Origin of the sequence: Pseudarthrobacter sp. BRE9 (assembly GCF_031844305.1) — a bacterium.
Lineage (GTDB): Bacteria > Actinomycetota > Actinomycetes > Actinomycetales > Micrococcaceae > Arthrobacter.
Genome location: NZ_JAUZUY010000002.1, coordinates 589,241 through 608,735 on the forward strand (window position 1 = coordinate 589,241; position 19,495 = coordinate 608,735).

At 66.1% G+C, this 19,495-nt stretch carries 18 protein-coding genes; 5 read left to right on the forward strand and 13 right to left on the reverse strand.

Translation table 11 applies throughout. The features are described from left to right. Positions 1-18: 18 nt before the first annotated feature. The 5 genes from nrdI to Q9R31_RS07640 form a co-directional block, all read right to left on the reverse strand. Positions 19-489, reverse strand: a complete 471-nt coding sequence (gene nrdI / locus Q9R31_RS07620; RefSeq protein WP_311262202.1) for a class Ib ribonucleoside-diphosphate reductase assembly flavoprotein NrdI — start codon at positions 487-489, stop codon at positions 19-21. A gap of 126 nt (positions 490-615) precedes the next feature. Further along, the gene (gene nrdH, locus Q9R31_RS07625; RefSeq protein ID WP_013601222.1) at positions 616-861 is read right to left on the reverse strand and encodes a glutaredoxin-like protein NrdH; all 246 of its coding nucleotides are present in this window, start codon (positions 859-861) and stop codon (positions 616-618) included. 400 nt (positions 862-1,261) lie between these two features. Beyond that, positions 1,262-2,638, reverse strand: a complete 1,377-nt coding sequence (locus tag Q9R31_RS07630) for a class I SAM-dependent methyltransferase (protein ID WP_311262112.1) — start codon at positions 2,636-2,638, stop codon at positions 1,262-1,264. Then, positions 2,635-3,366 carry a DUF1365 domain-containing protein gene (locus tag Q9R31_RS07635; protein WP_311262113.1) on the reverse strand — a complete coding sequence of 244 codons (732 nt, stop codon included), beginning with the start codon at positions 3,364-3,366 and terminating at the stop codon, positions 2,635-2,637. The genes Q9R31_RS07630 and Q9R31_RS07635 overlap by 4 nt, the downstream gene beginning before the upstream one ends. Continuing rightward, positions 3,363-4,760 carry an FAD-dependent oxidoreductase gene (locus Q9R31_RS07640; protein ID WP_311262114.1) on the reverse strand — a complete coding sequence of 466 codons (1,398 nt, stop codon included), beginning with the start codon at positions 4,758-4,760 and terminating at the stop codon, positions 3,363-3,365. The genes Q9R31_RS07635 and Q9R31_RS07640 overlap by 4 nt, the downstream gene beginning before the upstream one ends. A 96-nt stretch (positions 4,761-4,856) precedes the next feature. Here Q9R31_RS07640 and Q9R31_RS07645 point away from each other — a divergent pair, with 96 nt between their 5' ends. Genes Q9R31_RS07645 through Q9R31_RS07655 form a run of 3 tightly spaced genes read left to right on the forward strand, consistent with a single transcriptional unit; the run spans position 4,857 to position 7,132 of the window. Continuing rightward, positions 4,857-5,774: a LysR family transcriptional regulator gene (locus Q9R31_RS07645; protein WP_311262115.1), complete on the forward strand. Its 918-nt coding sequence runs from the start codon at positions 4,857-4,859 to the stop codon at positions 5,772-5,774. A 45-nt stretch (positions 5,775-5,819) separates the two neighbouring features. Then, on the forward strand, positions 5,820-6,326 hold the full coding sequence (locus Q9R31_RS07650) for a DUF2004 domain-containing protein (protein WP_311262116.1): 507 nt from the start codon (positions 5,820-5,822) through the stop codon (positions 6,324-6,326). Between the two features lie 50 nt (positions 6,327-6,376). Next, on the forward strand, positions 6,377-7,132 hold the full coding sequence (locus tag Q9R31_RS07655; RefSeq protein WP_311262117.1) for a hypothetical protein: 756 nt from the start codon (positions 6,377-6,379) through the stop codon (positions 7,130-7,132). A gap of 106 nt (positions 7,133-7,238) precedes the next feature. On the opposite strand, the gene metE is transcribed toward Q9R31_RS07655, so the two are convergent. After that, entirely contained in the window at positions 7,239-9,578 is a 2,340-nt protein-coding gene (metE, locus tag Q9R31_RS07660; protein ID WP_311262118.1) for a 5-methyltetrahydropteroyltriglutamate--homocysteine S-methyltransferase, read from the reverse strand. A gap of 131 nt (positions 9,579-9,709) precedes the next feature. Continuing rightward, on the reverse strand, positions 9,710-10,675 hold the full coding sequence (locus tag Q9R31_RS07665; RefSeq protein WP_311262119.1) for a methylenetetrahydrofolate reductase: 966 nt from the start codon (positions 10,673-10,675) through the stop codon (positions 9,710-9,712). Between the two features lie 415 nt (positions 10,676-11,090). Here Q9R31_RS07665 and Q9R31_RS07670 point away from each other — a divergent pair, with 415 nt between their 5' ends. Then, on the forward strand, positions 11,091-11,324 hold the full coding sequence (locus Q9R31_RS07670; protein WP_306632517.1) for a hypothetical protein: 234 nt from the start codon (positions 11,091-11,093) through the stop codon (positions 11,322-11,324). Here the strand turns inward: Q9R31_RS07670 and Q9R31_RS07675 are convergent. The 6 genes from Q9R31_RS07675 to Q9R31_RS07700 all read right to left on the reverse strand — a co-directional run bounded on the left by Q9R31_RS07675 (position 11,321) and on the right by Q9R31_RS07700 (position 18,069). Beyond that, a complete protein-coding gene (locus tag Q9R31_RS07675; RefSeq protein ID WP_311262120.1) occupies positions 11,321-12,139 on the reverse strand; it encodes a carbohydrate ABC transporter permease in 819 nt (272 codons plus the stop codon). The two genes, Q9R31_RS07670 and Q9R31_RS07675, sit on opposite strands and share 4 nt — an antisense overlap. Next, a complete protein-coding gene (locus Q9R31_RS07680; RefSeq protein WP_311262121.1) occupies positions 12,136-13,017 on the reverse strand; it encodes a sugar ABC transporter permease in 882 nt (293 codons plus the stop codon). The genes Q9R31_RS07675 and Q9R31_RS07680 overlap by 4 nt, the downstream gene beginning before the upstream one ends. 2 nt (positions 13,018-13,019) lie before the next feature. After that, a complete protein-coding gene (locus Q9R31_RS07685) occupies positions 13,020-14,372 on the reverse strand; it encodes an extracellular solute-binding protein (RefSeq protein WP_311262122.1) in 1,353 nt (450 codons plus the stop codon). Between the two features lie 6 nt (positions 14,373-14,378). Continuing rightward, positions 14,379-15,581: an ROK family transcriptional regulator gene (locus Q9R31_RS07690; protein WP_311262123.1), complete on the reverse strand. Its 1,203-nt coding sequence runs from the start codon at positions 15,579-15,581 to the stop codon at positions 14,379-14,381. Between the two features lie 203 nt (positions 15,582-15,784). Then, positions 15,785-16,936, reverse strand: coding sequence for a methyltransferase (locus tag Q9R31_RS07695; protein ID WP_311262203.1), 1,152 nt, complete (start codon positions 16,934-16,936; stop codon positions 15,785-15,787). A 50-nt stretch (positions 16,937-16,986) separates the two neighbouring features. Further along, positions 16,987-18,069 (reverse strand): FAD-dependent oxidoreductase, encoded by a 1,083-nt coding sequence (locus tag Q9R31_RS07700; protein ID WP_311262124.1) that lies wholly within the window; start codon positions 18,067-18,069, stop codon positions 16,987-16,989. A 46-nt stretch (positions 18,070-18,115) separates the two neighbouring features. Here Q9R31_RS07700 and Q9R31_RS07705 point away from each other — a divergent pair, with 46 nt between their 5' ends. After that, positions 18,116-19,477, forward strand: coding sequence for a class I SAM-dependent methyltransferase (locus Q9R31_RS07705; RefSeq protein WP_311262125.1), 1,362 nt, complete (start codon positions 18,116-18,118; stop codon positions 19,475-19,477). Positions 19,478-19,495: the final 18 nt, after the last annotated feature.

Below are 19,495 nucleotides of genomic sequence, written 5' to 3' on the forward strand. Positions count from 1 at the left end.
CAGGCTTCTGGGACCTGGTTACTTCTGTGTCTGCGACAGTCGTGTCCAAAACGTGTCCAATCCTTGGTTGACCCGGGTAACGTCTTCCGGCGTTCCCATAAGTTCGAATCGATAGAGGTGGGGTACCTGGCATTTGGCGGCGATGATGTCCGCGGCCATGCAGTAGTTGTCCCCGAAGTTTGTGTTGCCGGCGCCAATCACGCCGCGGAGCAGTTTCCTGTTCTGCGGGTTGTTGAGGAACCGGATGACCTGCTTGGGTACGGATCCTTCTCCCCCGGTGCCACCGTAAGTGGGCACCACCAGCACGAACGGCCGGGTGGCGAGGAGGGGTGCGTCCTTTGGATAGAGCGGTATCCGGGCCGAGTCGCGGCCAAGCTTCATGACGAAGCGGCTGGTGTTCTCGGATGCGGAGGAAAAGTAGATGAGCTGGCTGCCGGTGGAAACCGGTGCAGCCTCATGCTGTGGTCCGGACGGCAGGGACACCGCCACGCGCTGAGCCGCGTGGAGCTGAACAACCTGGTGAATGGGTAAGGCCTCGTGGTCATGCTGTGCTGCTGGTGCTGCCACGTGAGTCACCTCAGCTGGTTGATGGTTGCCGGCAGGAAAGCCGAACTCCTAGGCCACGGAGGAAACGGCGGAAAGTGCCAGTTCCTCGATCTTGTCGGGGCGGAAGCCTGACCAGTGGTCCTGGTCGGTGACCACAACGGGAGCCTGCATGTAGCCCAGTGCCTTCAGGCGCTCGAGGGCCTCGGCGTCCTGGGAGATGTCAACGCTCTGGTAGGTGATGCCCTTTTTGTCGAGAGCCCGGTAGGTGGCGTTGCACTGAACACAAGCAGGCTTGGTGTAAACCGTTACGGTCATGATTCCTGTCCCCTTTTCTGGAAAAACTTGCTCGTCCGGTGTTCCCGCCCAAGCTGTATGTAGATACTACATCTAGTGCAGACGCCTCTTCGGAACCCCAAGATGATGTATTACAAGTATGTCATTTAATGCACCTTTAATCCACAGGCAAGGGCCGTAAAAATGCCCGGGATCCCGGGTTTTTTAAGGGCTGGGTCCACACCCTGTGGAGTACTTAGCCACATTTAACGCCCAGCGTGTCGTGGAAAAGACGGCGTGTCGCCCCTGCCGCGTTGAGTACCGGCGGAGTGCGGACGGCACCAAAAAGGGGCTCCGAAGTGACCTTCGGAACCCCTTCTGGTGATCAAACGCACGACGCCGGCCGGCACCCGGGTGCCGGACCCGCCGCTGGCTGCGGCTGCTAGAGCTGCGCCTCCCGGCGGTCCAGGACGATCTGTTGCACGTCCAGGTAGCCCGACTGGAAACCGGCGCGCGAGTAGCAGAGGTAGAACAGCCACATCCGCTGGAAGACGGCATCGAAACCGAGCTCCCCCACTTCCCGGGACCGGGAAAGGAACCGTTCCTCCCACAGCCGCAGGGTGGCCGCGTAGTGGTCGCCCATGCCCATGCGCTCCCGAACCCGCAGTGTGGTGTGCTGCTGGGTCACGCCCTCGATGGCGCGGACGGACGGCAGGAATCCGCCGGGGAAGATGTACTTATGCACCCAGGTGTAGGCGTTGCGGGTGGCCAGCATCCGCCCGTGCGGCATGGTAATTGCCTGGATGGCCACCTTGCCGCCGGGTGCCAGGACGCGGTCGATGGTCTGGAAATAGATGGGCCAGTACTCGTACCCCACGGCTTCGATCATCTCCACCGACACCACGGCGTCGTACTCGCCTTCCACGGCACGGTAGTCCTGCAGGGCCACCGTCACCCGGTCCGCGAATCCGGCATCCTGAATCCGTTCCTGCGCGAGCGCCTGCTGCTCACTGGACAGGGTGACGCTGTAGACCCTGGCGCCGCGGGCGGCGGCACGCAGGGCAAGCTCGCCCCAACCGGTGCCGATTTCCAGCAGCCGCGTCCCCTCTCCCACGCCGGCCTTGTCCAGCAACCGGTCGATCTTGGCCCGCTGGGCCCCGGCCAGGAAGTCCCATGTCACGGCAGGGAGCGGCCCGGCCTCCTCCGGGAACAGGGCCGAGGAGTAGCTCATGGTGGAGTCCAGGAAGTTGGAGAACAGATCGTTGGACAGGTCGTAGTGCCGGGAGATGTTGCTGCGCGTGTTGTGTTCGGCGTTGCGTTCCTGGCGGGGAGTCCGGGGCAGGTACAGCGAGCGCAGTTTTTGCAGAGGCACGGGGATCAGCGTGTCGACGGAGGCTGCGAAGACTTCGAGCAGCGCGGCGAGGTCCGAAGATTCCCAGTCGCCCGCCATGAAGGATTCGCCCAGGCCGATCAGGCCGTTGTCGCCGATCCGCGCCTCAAAGGCGTCGGGCCGGAGCATGGTCATCGCGGGGGCCTGCGGGCCGCCCGTCCCGAGGACAGTGCCGTCCGGGTATTCAACGCGCAGCGGCAGCCGCTTGGCCGCACCCCTGAACAGCAGCCCGGCAGCCTTTCCGGCCAGCTCTGCCTTCAGGCCCGACGGCGGCTGGGCAACACCGGGCCACAGGTCGGGATCGATGGTGGCTGGCGACGCCGGCACCCCCGTTGCGCCCCAGGCTGCGGGCAGGCGTCCGGTGGATTGGCCGCCTGACTTGTCTTCGAGACGGCCTGCGGTGGTCCCGTTATCGTCCGTCATGGTCATTGAACTGCCTCCTGTGAGGTCTGGTGTGGTCTGGCGACGACGGGCAGGCGTCTTGCCCAGAGTTTAATGCCCTGTACCCGGATCAGGGCGGATACCAGCAGCGGCGCGGCAGGGGCTGCGAAAGCCGCTGCCAGGATGTTCGCAATGGTGGCGGGCCGGCGCCGGCCGTCCATGGTGGCCACGAAGGGCCTGTGCCCCTCCCGTTCCAGGATGATGGAGACGGCAAGCCGGTCCCCCGGTGCCGGGAGCTTCATCCGGTACTCGCCGTCGACGTCGTTAAAGGGTGAAACGTAGAAGGCCTTCGGCACCGAAGCCCGCCCGGAGGGATCGGTCCGCAGCAGGTAGCAGTGGCGCTCCCCGTAGGTGTTGTGGACCTCGGCCACCACGCACTGCAGTTCGCCGGTGGAGTTGTAGCACCAGAACAGGGTGAGCGGATTGAAGACGTAGCCGAGGACCCTGGCGCTGGTGAGCATATGGATGGGACCGCCGTCGGGCTCCATGCCTTGCGACACAAGGTACCGCTCCACGTTGGCCCGGATGCCCGCGTCGGGATCGCCCAGGTGGTCTCCGGCGCGGAACACTGCCAGCGGCCGGAGCAGGAACGGCAGGCGCGGCATCTGGTCCACGTCAACGAACCAGCTGTAGCTCCGGTAGGTGAACGCGTTCTTCAATGGACTGCGCCGCACGTGCGATATCGATGTGCGGAAGATTGAGGCGTCCATGGTCACGCAGGTTCCGTGGCGAGCAGTTCCCGCTCCCCCTCGCCGGAGGAGTCGGTGGAGTCCTCCGCGCGCGGCACTGGCCAGCTGCGGCCCAGTTTTTCAGCGGCCCGGACGCCGGAGAGGGCGCCGTCCTCATGGAATCCCCAGCCAAGGTATGCACCGGCATAGGCAATCCGGTTGTCGCTCAGCGCGGCGATGGTCTGCTGGGCCTGGAGGGATTCGGGTGTGTACTGCGGGTGTTCGTAGACCATGCGCTCCAGCACGGCGGAGCCGGCAATCAGCTCCGACTCCCCCAGGCTCACCAGGTACCGCTTGCCGTCCAAGGGAGTCAGCCGCTGCAGCCGGGTCAGGTCGTAGCTCACCAGGACCTTGTCCGGGCGGGCGTCGCAGGCCGGCAGCCGGTAGTTCCAGGACGCCTTGGCGTTGTCTGCGGCGGGCAGGACTGCGGGGTCCTGGTGGAACACGGTGTGGTTTACCGAGTACGGCATCCCGCCCAGCGCCTCCTTCTCCTCGGGTGTGGCGTCAGCCAGGAACCCGAGCGCCTGCGCGGGATGGGTGGCGATCACGACCGCGTCGAAGTCTTCCAGCCCCCTGTCCGTTGCGAGCTCCACGCCATCGGTCAGGCGCCGGATGGCGGTAACGGCTGCGTTGAGCCGGACGTCGGCCAGCGTGGCGGCGAGCTTTTCGACGTACCGTCCCGAGCCGCCGGTGACGGTGCGCCATTGCGGCGAGCCCTTGACTCCCAGCATGCCGTGGTGGCCCAGGAACGTGAAGAGGTACCGCGCGGGATAGGCCAGGGCGGTGGTGGGATCGCAGGACCAGACTGCACTGACCACGGGGGTCATGAAGTGGGAGATGAAGTAGGGGCTGAACTTCTCCCGTTCCAGGAACGCGCCAAGTGTCAGTTCCGGCACCTCCACGTCGTCGCTGACAGCCGACGGCGGCGCGGCATTGAGCAGTTCCCTCGCCTTCCGGTAAAAGCGGGTGACCTCCAGCAGCATCAGCAGGTAGCGGCCGTTCAGCAGGCTGGAGGGTTTGGCGATGATGCCGCGGGCGCCGTCCCTGGCTCCTGCGTATTCCAGTCCGCAGCCGTCGCAGCGGATCGACATGCTCATCTCGGAGTCCTGGGTTTCAACGCCAAGCTCCGCGAACAAGCGCAGCAGCGTGGGATAGGTCCGCTCGTTGTGCACGATGAACCCCGTGTCCACGCCGATGACGCTGCCGTCAGCCTGCGGGATGTCATGGGTGTGGGCATGGCCGCCCAGCCGCGAATCCGCCTCGAACAAGGTGACGTCGTCCTGCCGGTTCAGCACATAGGCGGCGGTCAATCCGGCCACCCCGCTGCCGATCACGGCGATGCGCCGCCGCCCGCCTGCACTTCCTGCTGGGTAAAGTGACAATTCATGCTCCTCTGCTGAACATTTGTCGCTGGGCTGGGTATACAGACGGTTGTTCGGCGCGGTACGGGCGGCGGATGGGTGCAGTACTGTGGGCTGGTGGTAAACCCGGTACACCTGAAGACCCTCCTTGAAGTCACGCGGCTGGGCTCGTTCGCTGCGGCAGCCGCAACCCTCGGTTACACGGCATCGGCCGTGTCGCAGCAAATGTCGGCGTTGGAGCGGGAAACGGGCGTAACCCTCTTCCAGCGTTCGGCGCGGGCAGTGATTCCCACGGAAGCCGCCGTCGTCATGACCAGGCACGCCGCGAAGGTGCTCACGGACATCGAGGCACTCATGGCCGCCGCGTCCAGGACGCAGGACACGGAAAGCCAGGAACTGCGGCTGGGGATCTTCCCCAGCCTGGCCACGTATGTCCTGCCGCGGATCCTGAAGAACCCGGCGTGGAAGAAACTTGGCATCGATCTGCGGGTGTCCGTGGCTGAACCCGGCCAAACCATCCAGGGGCTGCGCACCGGCGGTGACTTGGACCTGGCCGTGGTGTTCCAGGTGGGCCAGACCGGTTTTGCCTGGCCCAACACGATCAACCGGCAGTGGATTGGCGACGACGACTTCCGGGTGGTGCTGCCTGCCGGCTGGGGTTTCCGGGCCGATGCCAAGGTCGCCGCCGACCATCTCTCTGAGATGCCGTGGATCATGCACCATCCGGGCACCAGCGACGCGATGGTGATCGAGCGGCTGTTCGCGGGCTGCAACCTGCATCCACGGGTGGTGGCGCACAGTGATGATTTCCATGCCAGCCTGGAGATGGCTGCCGCAGGGCTGGGGGCGGCTTTGGTTCCGGAGCTCGCGCTGCGGAGCAAGCCGGCAGGCGTGGTGGTGCTGGACGTTCCTGAGATCCGGCTGGCGCGGAACGTGTTTGCCTTGCTGATCAATGACCGGAAGACCGCGCGGGTTCAGCTTTTCGTTGACCTCCTGGCCGAAACCCTTGCCGGAATGCGCACCGCGGTCAATTAGGGCAGAACGCTGGAATGGTCTGCCCTTCGGGTCTATGTTGAGAATATGAACAAGGTAGCGAGCCAGCACTTTGGGGAGATCGAGCTCAACCACGGCATGGATCATCTCTTTGCCGCCAAACATGAGCTGCGCGGCCACCCGCTGGAACTCGACCTGAACGTCACCGCCCACGACAACTTCGATGAAGCCGCGCTCCGCAAGGTCGATTACCGGCTGCGCTTCCTTCCGGAGCTTGTGGACGAGGTCCGGGAAATGATCGCCGAGGAACTTGAGCAGGAAGGCACCAGCCCGCAGGAGTACCTGCACTTCCACTGCAACGCGCTCAAGGACGAGCACCTGCACAAGGTGTTCGGCGTCCAGGACCGCAGCCAGCTCACCAACGAGGTTTTCCTTAAGGCTCTCAAACTCGGGCACGTGGCCATCTACCCCGGGCAGCCCGAACGCTACTTCGTCATGGACTTCACCCTGGGAGAGCACTTCACCGATGAGGTCCTGGTGGCCTCCGCCGACCAGGACGGCGTTGTGGACGACGAGATCGTCTGGGAGTCCTGAGCCCGCCGGTACTTCGAAAAAGGGCCGGGCACGAAGGATGGTGGGCGGTCATGGTGGCAGTTGATGACAGGCGCGGAACCTGGCGGCTCGCTTCGTCGCTGCTGCTGGCCGGCGTCGTGGTTTCGATTCTCGCCGGCCTGCTGCATGCCGAATCCCACGACGCGAACGACCATGTGGCGTCCTTCACTGCGTATGCCAACAGCGGTACCTGGACCGCAGTGCACCTTGGCCAGTTCGTTGGCATGGCGTTGGTTTGTGCCGGGCTGGTTTCTTTGGGCACCGCGCTTGCTTCCCTGGGCTCCGCGCCCGGGGTCCAGCGCCACGCGCTGGCATGGACCGCACGGCTTGGTGCTCTTTCCGCCGCTGCTGCAGTTGCGCTCTACGCTGCCCTGCAGGCGGTGGACGGGGTGGCCCTGAAGCAGGCGGTGGACGCGTGGGCTGCTGCTCCGGACACGGAGAAAATGCCGCGTTTTGCCACGGCCGAGGGCATCCGCTGGCTGGAATGGGGAATGCGCAGCTACCAGAGCATCCTGCTGGGCGCCGCTCTGGTGCTTGTGGGTGTTGTGGTGGCCGCAACGCACCACGTCTCCAGCGTTGTCGGCTACCTCATGGCGCTGTCCGGGCTGGGCTACCTGGCTCAGGGGTGGATCATCGGGGAATCCGGATTCTCCGCCGGCAACTCCATACCCACACTGGTCAGCATCCTGGCAATAGTCATCTCTGCCGCTTGGCTGGCTGTCAGCACGTGGCGGATGAAGGAACCGACGACGAGATCGTCTGGGAGTCCTGAATCGATTGCTCCGTAAACGTCCTTTTGCGCGCTCAAAACGGCAGCTACGGAGCAATGGATGGTTGGAACACGACGGCGGCGGGTCACTTCACGTGACCAGCCGCCGTCGTATCTGTCTGGTGCTACTTCGCTGCTTCCAGCAGTCCCGCGCGGACAGTCTGCGTGGCCTTGACCAGGTTGCGCAGGGACGCTTCGGTCTCGGCGTAGCCGCGGGTTTTCAGGCCGCAGTCCGGGTTGACCCAGAGCTGGCGGGACGGGACGTGTTTGACGGCTGTTGCCAGCAGTTCAGTGACCTCCTGCTCGCCGGGCACGCGCGGCGAGTGGATGTCGTAGACCCCCGGACCCACGCCGCGGCCGAAGCCGTGGGACTCGAGGTCATGGACAACCTCCATCCGGGAGCGGGCAGCCTCAATGGAGGTGACGTCGGCGTCCAGCCCGTCGATCGCGTCGATAATCACGCCGAACTCCGAGTAGCACAGGTGGGTGTGGATCTGCGTGGCGTCGGCGGCACCGGCGGTGGCCAGGCGGAAGGAATCAACGGACCACTTCAGGTAATCCGCCTGGTCTGCCTTGCGGAGCGGGAGCAGTTCGCGCAGGGCGGGCTCGTCCACCTGGATGACCTTGATGCCGGCAGCTTCAAGGTCGGCGATCTCGTCGCGCAGGGCCAGGCCAACCTGGTTGGCGGTCTCGCCCAGCGGCTGGTCGTCGCGGACGAAGGACCAGGCCAGGATGGTGACCGGGCCGGTGAGCATGCCCTTCATCGGCTTGGCGGTGAGGGACTGTGCGTACTTGGCCCATTCCACCGTGATCGGGGCGCTGCGGGTGACGTCACCCCACAGGATGGACGGCCGTGTGCAGCGTGAGCCGTAGGACTGGACCCAGCCGTGGACCGTTACGTCGAAGCCTTCGAGGTTCTCGGCGAAGTACTGAACCATGTCGTTGCGCTCCGGCTCGCCATGCACCAGGACGTCATAGCCGAGCTCTTCCTGCAGCTCCACCACGCGCTTGATTTCGTCCTTCATCAGCTGCGCGTACTGTTCGTCAGTGAGCTCGCCCTTGTTGTTCCTGGCCCGCGCCGAACGGATCTCCGACGTCTGCGGGAAGGAGCCGATGGTGGTGGTGGGCAGCGGCGGAAGGTGCAGCGCCTCCTCCTGGGCGGCTTCACGGACCGAGTATTCGGAGCGGGAGAAGTCGGCGGCGGTCAGGGCTTCAGTACGGGTCCGGACGTCGTCGCGGCGGACGCCTTCGGCGGTAGCGCGGGATGCGATCACCGCGGTTGCTTCGTCTATGGCTGCCTTCGCGGAGGCGGAGTCTGCCAGGTACGCGGCCAGGGTCTTGACCTCCACGGCCTTCTGGTCGGAGAACGCGAGCCAGCTGCGCAGCTGCTCGGACAGCTGGGTTTCCTCCGCAACATCGTGCGGGACGTGCTGGGTGGAGGTGGACGTGGAGACGGCGAGCCTGCCGGCGGCTTCCTTCAGCGCGTCCAGCTTCGCGGCGGATGCCGCGAGGTCGTTGCGCCAGATGTTGTGGCCATCCACGACGCCGGCCACCAGGGTTTTGTTGCCAAGGCCGGCCAGGGCGGCGGCGGAGGGAACTGCGCCCTTGAAGACGTCGATGTGCAGGGCGTCGATGTTGGTGGCGGCGAGGGTGTCCAGCTGGCCGTCGAGCGAGCCGTACGGGGTGGACACGAGGATCTGCGGGCGGTTGGCCGCCGCCGTGAGGACCTCGTAGGCGCGGGTAACGGCGGCTTCGATTTCGCCGTCCGGGGTGTCCTGGTCAACTACCAGGGCAGGTTCGTCGAGCTGGACCCAGCTTGCACCGGCTGCTGCAAGCTTCTCAAGCAGCCGCACGTAGACGGGCAGGATGTCCCCGAGGCGGGACAGCGGGTTGAAACCGGCCGGGGCGTCGTCGGAGGCCTTGGAGAGCAGCAGGTAGGTGACCGGGCCCACGATGTACGGGCGGGTCTCGATGCCGTTGGCCAGGGCGAAGGCGAACTCGTCAACCTTGGCGGTGGAGGCGAGGGTAAATCCGGTCTCCGGACCGATTTCCGGCACCAGGTAGTGGTAGTTGGTGTCGAACCACTTAGTCATTTCCAGCGGCTGCTGTTCCTTGCTGCCGCGGGCCAGCGTGAAGTAGCCGTCGATGCCCAGCTGTCCCTCAGCGTTGAGGAGGTTGCCGAAACGGGCCGGCACGGCGCCGAGGTGCGCGGTGGTGTCCAGTACCTGGTCGTAGTAGGAGAACGTGCCGGGGACGGCGGCGGCTTCGGTGAGGCCGAGTTCCTGCAGGCGCTTGGCGATGGCCAGCTGGATGTCCTTGGCGGCGGCGTCCAGCTTGGCGGCGTCGATTTTTCCGGCCCAGTAGGCTTCGACGGCCTTCTTGAGCTCACGGCGGCTGCCGATGCGGGGGTAGCCGAGCAGTGATGCTGCCGGGAACGGAGTGCGGGCGGTGTTCTGTTCAGTCATGGGGTACTCCTAAAGGTCGAGTAAATGTCGAGGTGAGGATCGGGGGCGTGCCGCTGTCAAAGCAGCACTGATGAACGCAGCGTGTACGAACGCTGCGCGGATGAATTGGAAGCTGTGTGGTGGCGGGCCGGTCAGCTGGCGAGCTGGCTGCGGGCCGAGGATTCCCGGCGGCTGCCGGGGCGGCTGCGCCGCGGAAGGGCAAGCTTGTCCAGCACTTCCAACGCACTTTGGTGCTCGTTAAAGGTGTAGATGTGGATGCCGGGGGCACCCGCATCAAGGGCGGCATTGGCCAGGTCAACGGTGGCGTCGACCCCGATGTGGAGACGTTCGATGTCGGTGTCGGCCGCAGCCAGCCGCGCCATCAGTTGCGGAGCGGGCTCCACTCCGGTCAGCTCGCCCAGCCGGTTGAGCCGGCGGAGGCTGGTCAGCGGCATGACGCCGGGGATGATCGGGATGGTCACGCCGGCGCGGCGGGCCCGGGTGAGGAGGTCGGCATACTGCCTGGTCTCGAAGAACACCTGGGTGATGGCGAAATCCGCGCCGGAACGCTGCTTCGCTAGCAGCACCTCGACGTCGTGCTCTTCACTGGGTGACTCGGGATGCCGGGTGGGGTACGCCGCGACGCCCACTGCGATCTTTCCGGCGCACAACAGGGCCGAACGGCGCTGCTCCACACGGCGGATGAGTTCGATCAGGTCCTGGGCGTACCGGAGGGACCCGCTGGCAGGGGCGCTGGCGTCCTTGGGAAGGTCTCCGCGCAGGGCAAGGATGCCGCGAACCCCGGTGTCCAGCAGTTCGCCGACGATGGCGGCGAGTTCCTGCGGGGTGTTGCCTACGCAGGTGAGGTGGGCCAGCGGCCGCAGAGTAGTTTCGAGCAGGAGCCGGTTGATGAGTTCGACGGCGGTATCCCGGTTGGATCCGCTGGCGCCGTACGTCACGGAGACGTAGTCCGGTTCAGTCGCTTCCAACTCACGGATGGTGGTCCAGAGCGTCTCCGCTGCCGCGGGCGAACGCGGCGGGAACAGCTCGTAGGAAAGGGCCACCGGAGCGGTGTCGGAAAGGTTTGGGTGTGCGTCAATCAGGCTGGGTGGTGACATTTGCGTCCTTGGCTTTGGGCCATTGGGGTTTCCTGGCGACGAAACAGGACAGGAAATCCGGCAATGAATTTGAGTTTGGGGAACACGGAGGGACTCCACAGGGACGCAGCCGCGACTGTTACGCCTTGAATGAAGTAGTCCGTGAGCAAATGTCAGGCCCACATGGGGGCACCCACACCCTCCGGAAGGAGGATCGCTGACACGTTACCGCGGTAACTTGTCTACGACTCTAGGGGCCCGGGCGGGGACCGGACAAGTCCGCGCCGAATTAAGACGCACTTTTACGGGTTGTTTCGTTCAGCAGCAGAATTTCCTTCGCCGGGGCAAGCGTCTGCCAAGGGCGGCCGGCGCCGTTCCAGGGCCGCCATTCCATCCGAGCCCGCTAAACGGAGCCGGGCAAGGGGCACCCCTCCCCATGCGAGGCCTGCAGGTCTATCCTTTTGCCATGATCGAGCTTCCAGCCAGTTACAAGGAATATCTCGCCGACAAGAGCCAGATGTTCATCGATACGGTCAGGCCGATCCTGATGCAGTCTGCAGCGGAGAAGCTGCACGGCGTCAGGGTCGTCTACAACCCAGGTTCCACCGGGCACCAGGCGCACCTGGACGACACCCTGCCGTTCGGCGTGGTGCTGGAGGATATCGATTAGCCCCTGACTGCGCCAGCAAGGGCCAGCGAGTTCCCGGAGCCCCGTGCCACGATGACGTAGAGGGCCAGGACCGGGATCGAATAGAGGATCGAGAATGCGGCCAGCTGGCCGTAGGCGACTGCCCCGTGCTGGCCGAAGAAGCTGAAAATCGACACTGCTGCGGGCTGCCTGCCCTCGGACAGCAGGAGCACGAACGGAACGAAGAAGTTCCCCCAGGCCTGGATGAACACAAAGATGAACACCACCCCCAGGCCCTGGCGCATGAGCGGCAGCACGATCGAACGCAGGGCTGCCAGCCTTGAGGCGCCGTCCACCCAGGCCGCTTCCTCCAGGGCCAGCGGCACCGCGTCCATGAAGTTCCGGGTCATCCAGATGGCCATCGGCAGGCTGGTGGCGGCCAGGAAAAGCACCGTTGCCGGCAGCGAATCCAGCAGCTGGAGCTGCACGAACAGCCCATAGACGGGCACCATGATGGCGGTGACGGGCAGGCAGGTGCCAAAGAGGATGCCATACATGAACGGGGTGTTGAACCGGGACCGGTACCGGGACAGCGGGTAGGCCGCCAGCACGGCCGCCGCCAGGGTGACCGTCCCGGTGCCCGCGGAGAGCAACAGGCTGTTCCACAGCGGACGAAACAGCAGCTCCGGGGTGAGGACGGCGGCAAAATTGTCCAGCCCGGGCTGCTGCGGAACCTTGGTGCCGTGTCCGGCGGCCGGATCCACGGAACCCAGCACCAGCCACAACAGCGGCAACAGGAAACAGGCACCAATCAGCAGCAGAACCGCATCCGCCCAGATGGCGGCACGCTGATTCACGGCTTCTGCTCCCTCAGGAGGCGGAGATAGCCTGCCCCGAACACGGCGCCGACCAGGATGAGGACCGACGCGACGGCGGTGCCGTAGCCGATGTCGCCGAACTTGAAGGCTTCCTGGTAGGCCAGGACGGGTAACGTGGTGCTGCCATTCGCCGGTCCGCCTGCAGTCATGACCCAAATCAGGGTGAAAACCGCCAGGGTCTGCAGCGTGACCAGCATCAGGTTGGTGGCGATGCTGCCCCGGATCACCGGCAGCGTCACGAAGGCCAGGCGCTGCCAGGCAGCGGCACCGTCCATCTGCGCGGCCTCGGTCAGCTCCGCCGGGACACCGTTGAGGGCGGCCCGGTACACCAGCATGGAAAAGGCCGTCCCGCGCCACACGTTGGCCAGGATCACGGCGGCCATGGGCACTGCATAAAGCCAGTCAGTTTCCGCCGCCCCAAACCGGCCCAGCATTTGGTTGAGCGTGCCGTCGCGGCTGAAGAAGGCATAGGCGGCGAACGCAGCCACGATTTCCGGCAGGACCCAGGCGGCCACGACGGCGGTGCCAACCGTCGCCGAGACGACGGGACGTGCGCGGCGCATGAGGACGGCAAGGGCCAGTCCCAGCACGTTCTGGCCCAGGACGGCTGAGCCTGCGACGAACAGGACCGTCAGCGCCAGGGAGAGCGGGAAGACCGGGTCCTGCAGCAGCCGCTGGTAGTTGTCCAGCCCCACCCAACCGGGGTTCCTGGCGTAGCGGCCGGTCAGTCCGGCATTGGTGAGCGAGGCGTGGAAAGCCCACAGCACGGGGCCGGCGAGGAACACGAGCAGCAGCACGACGGCAGGCAGGACGGGCAGGTAGCGGAGCAACTGCCGTGTCCGGTGGTTGGCCGCCACCGCTACTTCCGGATGGTTTTGTCGCCGCCTACAATGCCGGCCACGGCTGTGTCGTAGTCGGCCGCGGCCTGCTCAGGGGTCTTGCTGCCCGTGATCACGGCCTCGGTGGCTTCCTGGACGGCAGCCGAAATCCGTGGATAGTCGGAAGTGGCAGGCCGGAATTTGGTGACGGCGACCAGGCCGGACACGTCCTTCACAAACGGGTTGCCGGACTGGTAGGCAGGGTCAGCGGCTACGTCGGTCCGGACGGCGATCTGCGAGCTGGCCACCGTGAACGCCAGCGAGTTCTTCGCATTGAGCGCCGTGGTGAGGAAGGTGAAGGCAAGATCGGGCTGCTTGGTTTCCGCACCCACGGCCAGGGTCCAGCCGCCGGACATGCTGACTGCGCCGGGAGCGCCGCCGCTCTGCGTCGGGAACGGGGCCACGCCCATCTCCTGTTCGTACCCCGGCCAGGCGTAGCTTCCGCCGTCCTGCCAGAACGACGGCGCGTAGGAACCTTCCACGGTTGCCCCGAGTTTTGCTTTCGGGAACCATTCGCCGAACACCTTCTTCCAGACGTTCGGGTCCAGCGCCTCGGCCGGTGCCACCGCGAGGTTTTCGCTATAGAGCGTCTTGAGGAAGGTCAGCGAGTCCTTGAAACCGGCGGAGCCGACGACCCATTTTTTCGAATCAGTGTCATAGAGCGTTGCTCCCGTTCCATACAGGAGTTCGTAAAACCCCTGCATGACGGTTCCTTCACCGGTGCCCTTGCCGGCATACATGTTGAACGGGATCACGTCAGGGCTGGCGGCCTTGATTTTCCTGGCGGTGTCCAGGATGTCCTGCCAGCTGGACGGCCGCCAGGGCAACGCGACGCCTGCGGCCTCGAAGACTCTCCTGTTGTACCAGATGGCACGTGTGTCGGTGCCCAGCGGCACTGCGTACGTGCCGCCGTCGTCCGCTTTCCCCGCCTCCTTGGCGGCGTCGTCGAACTTGTCCCAGTCCCCCCATCCTTCCAGCCGGCTGTCCAGGTTCAGGAGGTACCCGGCGTCAACGTCGGAGCGGACCTTAAAGGTGTCTTCGTAGAAGACGTCCGGAGCAGTACTGGGTGAGCGCAGGGCCAGGGCCAGCTTGGTACCGTAATCGTCGTCGTTGGCCTGGATGGGCTGCAGCTCGACGGTGACGCCCTGGTTCGCGGCCTCGAACTCCTTTTTCGCGTCCTGGAACATGGTGTCCAGGGCCGTGAACGAGTCCGTTTTCTGGTAGGCGACCTTGATGGTCTTGTTTCCCTCGGCCGGATTTCCGGGGGTGCAGGCCGCGAGCGCCAGCACAGCGGCGGCCAACAGGGAGACTGTTTTCGATGCCCGGCGAAGCATGTCAGGTCAGCTTTCCAGCAGGAGCCGCTGGGCCCGGGGAGCGAGGGTATGTTCCAGGACCAGGGAGGCGGCGCCGATGGCTCCCACGTCCTCCCCCACGCCCGTGCCCACAACCTCGATGGGGTGGATGAGCCGGACGTCGCTGTTCGCATCCAGGAGTGGCGGAATCCGTTCCAGGTAACGCTCTGCCAGCCCGCTCCAGAAGGGGCCGCCGAAAACCACGCGTTCCACGTCGAGGGTGTTGGTGACCACCGAGACGGCGCGGGCGACCAGGACGGCGGACTTGTCCAGGATGGCGGCGGCACGTTCGTCCCCGCCGTCGGCGAGGGCGCACAGCCGGGAGAAGCTTTGCTGGACTTCGGCTCCGCTGTTTCCCTCGCGGGATCCGTCCAGGATGCCCGCTGCTTCCGCCTCGGCCACCAGGACCTGCGGGATGCAGGACGATTTGACGCAGCCGCGCAGGCCGCAGTCGCAGGGCGGCCCATCCGGATCCACGATGATGTGGCCTATCTCGCCGGCGTTGCCGGACGTGCCGCGGACCACCTCGTCGTTCAGCACGATGCCGCAGCCGATGCCTGTACCCATGTACATGAAGACGAAGCTGCCGGCTCCGCTGGGGCCGCCGGCCCACGTTTCCGCCACGGCGGCGCTGGTGACGTCCTTGTCAACGAGTACCGAGTAACCGGTGGCTGCGGCCAGCGCTTCCCGCAGTTCCACCCTGTCCCAGCCGGGCAGCAGTGGCGGATCCACCACGGTGCCGTTGTCCAGGTCGATGGGCCCGGGGGCAGCTACGCCCAGACCGGCGATACGGCTGCGGTCCACGCCGGAATCGGCGACGAGCTGGTCGATTTCCGTGGCGATGGTGGTGATGACGGCGGACGGGTCATTTCCACCGGGCGTCTTGATCTGCGAGTGCCGGACCACCGACCCCACCAGGTCCAGCACCACGAACGTGGTCACCGCCGGATCCAGGTGGACACCCAGGGCGTACATGCCCCCGGGATTGAGGCGGAGGATGGTACGCGGCTTGCCGGGGCCGCTGCCTTCCTTGCCTGCCTCGACAATCAGGTTCTGGTCCAGCAGGCGGCGCGAGATATTCGAAATGGTCTGCGGGGACAGGCCCACGATCTGGGCCAGCTCCACCCGGCTCAGGCCGCCGGACGTCCTGCGGATTGCGTCAAGGATGACGGTGAGGTTGAAGTCCCCCATCCTGGGCAAGTTGGTTCCGCGTCTCGGAGAAGATTGGCGGATCTCAGACACTGTGTCCCCTAAACGTCTTCGGCTACCTGCTGATGATGCTGCTTTGAATCGTACGTTAAGGGCGCGCCCCCGCCCATACGTGCGGGCAGCGGCGCGGCGTGCATGTTTCTTGGGTCCGGATGCGGTCCCGGGTGGCCGGGCGGCCGTTCCAGTCAGCGGGGAGTGCGGGTGCTGCGGGTGACGGTGAACTTGGGGTTCCGGCCCTCCACCACGGTGGGTCCGACGTTCCGTTCCAGGGCGGGCAGGTAGGCCAGGTGCCGGTTGAAGACCGTCCACAGCTCACCCCCGGGAGCCAGCACCTGCCCTGCCGCCTCAATCATCTTGAGGCCGGCGCCGGCGTGGACGCCGGCACCAACGTGGAAGGGCGGGTTGAGGAGCACGGCGTCCACGGTGCCCTCGGCGAAGGTGCTCAGCGCGTCGTCCTGCAGAACGGTGATCCGGTCCCCCAAACCGTTCGCACGGGCGGTCGCAAGGGCGGACTGGACCGCGGCTGCGGACTGGTCCGTCGCCGTCACCGCGGCGGCCGGGAACTGCCGCGCGTACATCGCGGCGAGGATTCCGGTGCCGCACCCCAGGTCGACGGCGTGCCGGGCAGGTTTCATCGCGGGCAGGAACGTCAACAGGAAACGGGTGCCGATGTCCAGCCTGGGGCCAGCAAAAACAGCGCCGTGGGCGGCGACGTCAAGGTCCAGCTCCGCCAGGTGCTCCACCACCGGGAAACGTGGCGCCGAGGTGGGGGGTTTGGGTCCGGCGGCAAGGAGGACCCGCGATTTTTGCCGTGCGAGCTGCGGCTGCACCGAAGCGAAGTACCGTTCAAGCACAGCGTTCATGCCCAGTGACATGTGTTTCACCCGGCCTCCTGCCAGCAGCCGGACTTCCGGTGCGGCATGCAGGGCCACGGCGGCAGCTATCTCTTCAAGTTCCGCCAGGGTTTTGGGAAGCTGCAGCAGGACCGTGTCTGCTCCTGCCAGCAGTTCGCGCCCCAAGGGCAGCTGGACAAACGTTGTCTCTGCCGCGATGTGCCCAGCAGCCAAGTCCGCCGCGTTAAGCCGGAGTGCCCGTTCCCCAGTGATCAGGTCCTGGTGCACGCGCAGCGACGCCGGGGCAAGCACCGCCGAAGCGCCGAGCGTCAGGGCCCCGTAGCGGTCACCGATCACCGCCACGGTACTGCCCGCCCGCCCAAGCTGCACTCCGGTCTCGAGCAGCAGCCGGTCCGTGGCGTCCCAAGCCTGAAGGTTGGGGGCTTCGACGTCGGGCCGCCGGCGCAGGACCTGGAAGATGTCCGCCAACGTGTTTACTGCCACCGGTGTCCTGCCGCCTTCTGTTGCCGCTGCCCGCCCCGCGTCCAGGATGGTCAACCCCACGTTACCGTTTCCGCCGCCGTCGCCATTCCAGGCAGTTTCAGGATGGCAGCCACAGCTGCGCGGCCTGCACGGTTGGCTCCAATGGTGGACGACGACGGCCCGTAACCCACCAGGTGCACGCGCGGTTCGGCCGCCACCTGGGTTCCGTCCATGGCGATTCCGCCGCCGGGTCCACGCAGGTGAAGCGGGGCGAGGTGTTCCAGTTCGGCCCTGAAGCCCGTGGCCCACAGGATGACGTCGGCCTTGAGGAGGCTTCCGTCGGCGCGGCGGACCCCGTCCGGTTCGATGGACGTGAACATGGGCTGCCGGTCCAGGGCACCCCGTTCCCTGGCCGCACGGAGGGCAGGGGTCCAGATGAGGCCGGTCACCGAAACGACGCTTTGCGGTGGAAGTCCCTTGCGGACACGGTCCTCGACGAGCGCCACGGCGTCGTGCCCGGCTTGGGCATCGAACGGGGCGTCGCGCCACACCGGTTCCCTGCGCGTGAACCAGCTGGTGGTGGTGACGCGGGAAATCTCCTCCAGGAGGCCGACGGCGGAAATGCCACCGCCCACCACGATCACGTGCTTGCCGCGGAACTCCCCGGCGGAGACGTAGTCGGCGACGTGAAGCTGCCTGCCCCGGAAGGAGGACTGGCCCGGGTAGATGGGCCAGAACGGGCGGGTCCACGTACCGGTGGCGTTGATGACCGCCCTGGCGCTCCAGTCCCCGTGCGTGGTTTCGACCCTCAGGCGCCCGGCCGGGTTGTCGTCTTCCCTCCTGACAGCCTGGACCTTCACGGGCCGGTGAACGGACAGACCCAGCTCAGCCTCGTAGCTTCCGAAGTAGCGGGTCAGGAACTCCGAGCTCGGTTCCGCCGGGTCCACTTCCGGTTTGGCGATGCCCGGCAAATCGCTGATCCCATTGACCGTGGCCATGCGCAGGCTCCTCCAGCGGTGCCGCCACGCGCCGCCCGGACCTTCCTCGGCGTCGAGCACGGCATAGTCGAGGCCGCGGCGCCGGAGATGGTATGCGGCCGACAGGCCGGCCTGGCCTGCCCCGATGACCACTACGTCGGTTGGGTCAGGAATCACCTGCCCATGATAGTCGCGGAGGGCAGTCCGGCCTTAGGGTGGGCGCATGGACACTGGAGCAGGCGCACTGACCGGAACCGGAAGCACTGGGCATGCTGCCCGGCTGGAAAAGGCCCTGGGGGTGGTACTGGGAACCGGTCAGATACCCCTGCGCCTGCGCGCATGGGATGGCTCGGAAGCGGGACCCCCGGACGCACCCGTCCTTGAGTTCAAGTCCCGAAAAGCCCTGCGGCGCATCCTCTGGTCGCCGGGACAGCTGGGGCTGAGCCGCGCATACGTGGCAGGTGAAATCGACACCCCGGACGACATCTTCGCGGCCTTCGCGGCGTTAAGCTCGGCCGGCAAATTCGCCGAGCCCGGGCCTTTCCGACCGCTGTCCGCCGGCGAGCTCTGGCTGCTGCTGCGCACCGCGGTAAGGCTCGGGGCGATCGGGCCCAACCCTGCCCCGCCCCCGGAAGAAGCCCGCATCGCCAGGAAAGGCAGGATGCACACCCGTCGCCGCGATTCGGCGGCCATTTCGCATCATTACGACGTCGGCAACGACTTCTACGCGCTCGTGCTGGGACCAACGATGGTCTATTCCTGCGCAGTGTGGCCCGCCGACGCCGCCGTCGCCACCGAAGCCACGGCCGGGGGCGGGCCGGATGCTGGGAAGGTGGCTGGCCTGGACGCTGCCCAGGAGGCCAAACTGGACCTGGTCTGCCGCAAACTTGGCCTTCGGCCCGGGATGCGTGTCCTGGATGTGGGATGCGGCTGGGGCAGCTTCGCCCTCCACGCTGCGGCCAGGTACGGCGTCACCGTGGTGGGGGTGACCCTCTCCACGGAGCAGGCCGGCCTGGCCCGCAAGCGTGCAGCGGATGCCGGCCTGACAGAGAGAGTGGACATCCGGGTGCAGGATTACCGGGACGTGCGGGACGGTCCGTTCGACGCCATCAGTTCCATCGGGATGTCCGAACACGTCGGGCGTGCCCAAACCCCTGCCTACGCCGCGGCCCTTTACGGGCTGCTCCGGCCCGGCGGGCGGCTGTTGAACCATGCCATCTCCTGGAACGCCGGCCCCACCAGCCCGGACCCGGACTCATTCATCCCCCGGTACGTTTTTCCCGATGGCGAAATGATCAGCCTCGGCGAGATGGTGACAGCCCTGGAAGCGGCACGGTTCGAAGTCCTCGACGTGGAGGCACTGCGCCGGCACTACGCTCTCACGCTCCGGGCGTGGGTAAGCCGGCTTGAGCAGAACTGGGACGAGGCGGTGAAGCTGGCCGGCGCGGGACGCGCCCGAGTCTGGCGGCTGTACATGGCGAGCAGCGCCATAGGCTTCGAAACCGGGCTCACCGGAGTCAACCAGGTCCTGGTGCGCCGCCCGGGCGGGGAGGAACCGCCGCTGCGGCGCACCGCCTGGCTGTAAGTCGGGCTGTAAGGTGTC